2 protein-coding genes and 1 pseudogene are annotated in these 2,979 nt (G+C 68.7%); 2 read left to right on the forward strand and 1 reads right to left on the reverse strand.

What is annotated here, in order from left to right:
* A pseudogene (locus tag ACE3UY_RS01860) lies at positions 1-465 on the forward strand (hypothetical protein); the annotation flags it as partial.
* A 111-nt stretch (positions 466-576) separates the two neighbouring features.
* Here the strand turns inward: ACE3UY_RS01860 and ACE3UY_RS01865 are convergent.
* Positions 577-1,620, reverse strand: coding sequence for an aldo/keto reductase (locus tag ACE3UY_RS01865; protein WP_374685852.1), 1,044 nt, complete (start codon positions 1,618-1,620; stop codon positions 577-579).
* Positions 1,621-1,934: 314 nt separating this feature from the next.
* On the opposite strand from ACE3UY_RS01865, the gene ACE3UY_RS01870 reads away from it, so the two are divergent.
* A complete protein-coding gene (locus ACE3UY_RS01870; RefSeq protein ID WP_374685853.1) occupies positions 1,935-2,747 on the forward strand; it encodes a hypothetical protein in 813 nt (270 codons plus the stop codon).
* Positions 2,748-2,979: the final 232 nt, after the last annotated feature.

A 2,979-nucleotide genomic window follows, 5' to 3' on the forward strand; every position in this document is an offset into this window, starting at 1 on the left:
CTGACGCTGAGTATGTCGAAGACCATCGCCGGCGAGACGCCCGTGACGCTCCACGCGCTACAGAAGGCGTGGGGCGAGGGGGCGTCGGACGCGCTGGGCGAGGAGGGGGCGGGCGCGGCGGCGCTGACGGGCGACGCGACGTGGCTGCACACCCACTTCGACGACGCTCTGTGGGCCGCGCCGGGCGGCGACTTTGCCGCGGCGGCGCTGGCGACGACGACGGTCGGCGGGACGGGCGTCTATAGCTGGTCGTCGGCCGCGCTGGCTGCCGACGTGCAGCGCCAGCTCGACAACCCGGCGGCGGCGTTCGGCTGGCTGCTGCGCGGCGACGAGAGCGCGCCCGGCTCGGCCAAGCGCTTCGACAGCCGCCAGCACCCCACCCCCGCCAACCGGCCGCGGCTGACCATTACCTACGTGGCCGACGCCCAACAGTTGTTCGCGCCGGTCATTTTGAGTAACCAGTGATAGGTTATTGAAGAAGCTCACGCAAAGAGCGCAAAGAAGCAAAGAACGCAAAAAAGAACATCTTGCTTGGCGTCCTTTGCTTCGTAGCGTCTTTGCGTGAGCCTCTTCTTCTCACTCCGGCCGCGGCCAATGCCCCTTGTCCAGATCATCCACCCGCCGCCCATAGATGAGGTTGCGGCGGATGTTGTCGTTCCAGAAGGTGTGAGGATATTCGCGGGGCAGCGGGCGCAGGGCGGTCAGCGCCGCCATCTGCTCGTCGCTCAGCGCGAAGTCGAGCGCGCCCAGGTTGTCGGCCAGTTGCGCCGGCCGCCGCGCCCCCAGGATGGGGATAATGTGCGGCGCGCGCCGGCAGACCCAGTGGATGGCGACCTGCGCCGGCGTGCGGCCGATCTCCTCGGCCAGGGCCACCACCGCCGCGGCCGCCGCCCGCTGCGCCTCGTCGACCGTCTGGCGGCGCGTGGCCTCGGCCGGGCCGCCCGGCGCGTTGAACTTGCCCGTCAGCGCCCCTCCCCCCAGCAGGTCAAAGGCCAGCACGCTGAGGCCCAGCGCGTGCGTCATCGGCAGCACGTCGGCCTCGATGCCCCGGTCGACCAGGTTGTACGCCCCCTGGTAGGCGACGAACGACGACCAGCCGCGCAACTCGGCGATGGCCTGCGCCCGGCTGACGACCCAGGCCGGCGTGTCGCTGATGCCCACGTAGAGCACCAGCCCCGCCCGCACCAGATCGTCCAGCCCGCGCAGCACCTCCTCGACCGGCGTACTGTAGTCCCACATGTGCAGGTAGAGCAGGTCGATGTGGTCGGTTCCCAGCCGGGCCAGCGACTGCTGCACCGTGCGGCGCAGGTTCTTGCGGGCGTTGCCGCCGGCGTTCAGGTCGTCGGGGTTGCTGCCCGGCCGGCGCAGGGTGTACTTGGTGGCGATGACCCAGTAGTCGCGGTCGGCGCTGACGAACTCGCCGGTGAAGCGCTCGGCCGTGCCGTTGGTGTAGTTGCTGGAGGTGTCGATGAAGTTGCCGCCGGCGGCGGCGAAGGCGTCGAACATCTCGCGGCTGGCCTCGCGCGACGCCCCCCAGCCCCAATCCTCGCCGAAGGTCATCGTGCCCAGGCAGAGTTCGGAGACGCGGAGGCCGGAATGGCCCAGTAGTTTGTAGTGCATGAGGTACTCCTTTTGCAGCGCAGGGGTGCAGGGGGGCGGGGGTGCAGGGGAGACCGCCGGCCCTGTACGGGCGGGTTTCAAACCCGCCCCTACCACTGGCTATTAATTATCCGCAGATTTGGCGGATTGGGCAGGTTTATAACCGATCCGCCGGCTCTTGGCCTGCTGCCGCCGGCCGCGGAGACGGCGGCGCTCCAGGATTAGCGCGCATCACTAAAACCACACCTTTTGATAGAGGACACTCCCCGCCCCATGCGCTATCGTATGCCCATCATCACGCGGCGTGGCCGGTCGGGTCACGCGGGAGGTCACTCATGCTCTTTCGTTCATCCATCAAACCGTTCGCCATCCTGTCCGTGCTGGCCGGACTGGGGGCGCTCGTCGCCGCCGCGGCCGGGCTGTTCGCGCCCAACTTCTACCCGTTGACCGGCGGCCTGCTGACCGGCGCGTGGGCGCAAGACGTTATCGCCCTGGTCGCCGGGGCGTTGCTGCTCATCGTCGCGCCGGCCGCTCGGCGCGGTTCGGCGCGGGCCGTCGCCGTCTGGGGCGGCTGCCTGGGCTACCTCATCTACGGCTATCTGCTATACACCTTCGACGCCGTTTATACTGCGCTCTTCCCGCTCTACATCGCCATCCTGGGCCTGTCGGTCTACAGCCTCATCGGCCTGCTGACCCGCCTCGATCCGGCCGCCTTCCGCGCCCGCGTCGGCGAGCGCGCGCCGGCTCGTTTCATGGCCGTCGTGCTGGCGATTCCGCTGCCGCTCATCCCCGTTTGGGTCATGTTCGTGCTTCAGGGCGTGGCCGCCGGCGCGCCGGCGGCCATCAACTCCGTCCTGGTCATCGACCTGTCGTTTGTCATCCCCGCCTGCCTGCTGACAGCCGTGCTCGTCTGGCGGCGGCAGACGTGGGGCTTCCTCTTCGCCGGGTTGCTGCTGGCCAAGATGACGACGATGGGCGTGTCGCTGGCGCTGGCGACCTTCTGGGCCCGCGCCGCCTTCGGCACGCCCGTTGACCCGGTGCAGACGCCCGTCTATGCCGCCTTCGCCGTGCTGGGCGGACTGGCCCTGGCCCTCTTCCTGCGCGCCCTCTCTGGGGCCGATGAGAGGCGGCCGGCGCTGGCGGTTTGAAAGAAGAAGAGGCTCACGCAAAGCGCGCCAAGAAGCAAAGGACGCAAAGAAAAATCTCTTCTTTGCGTCCTTTGCTTCTTGGCGCGCTTTGCGTGAGCTCTTCTTCTTTCAAACCGCCAGCGCCGGCCGCCTCTCATCGGCCCCAGAGAGGGCGCGCAGGAAGAGGGCCAGGGCCAGTCCGCCCAGCACGGCGAAGGCGGCATAGACGGGCGTCTGCACCGGGTCAACGGGC

Origin of the sequence: Promineifilum sp. (SeqCode), assembly GCF_041918635.1 — a bacterium.
In the GTDB taxonomy this organism is placed as follows: domain Bacteria; phylum Chloroflexota; class Anaerolineae; order Promineifilales; family Promineifilaceae; genus Promineifilum.

Excerpts from the sequence above, each read along its gene's own strand:
- ACE3UY_RS01865 (WP_374685852.1), bottom strand. The coding sequence starts at position 1,620 with ATGCACTACAAACTACTGGGCCATTCCGGCCTCCGCGTCTCCGAACTC.
- ACE3UY_RS01870 (WP_374685853.1), top strand. The coding sequence starts at position 1,935 with ATGCTCTTTCGTTCATCCATCAAACCGTTCGCCATCCTGTCCGTGCTG.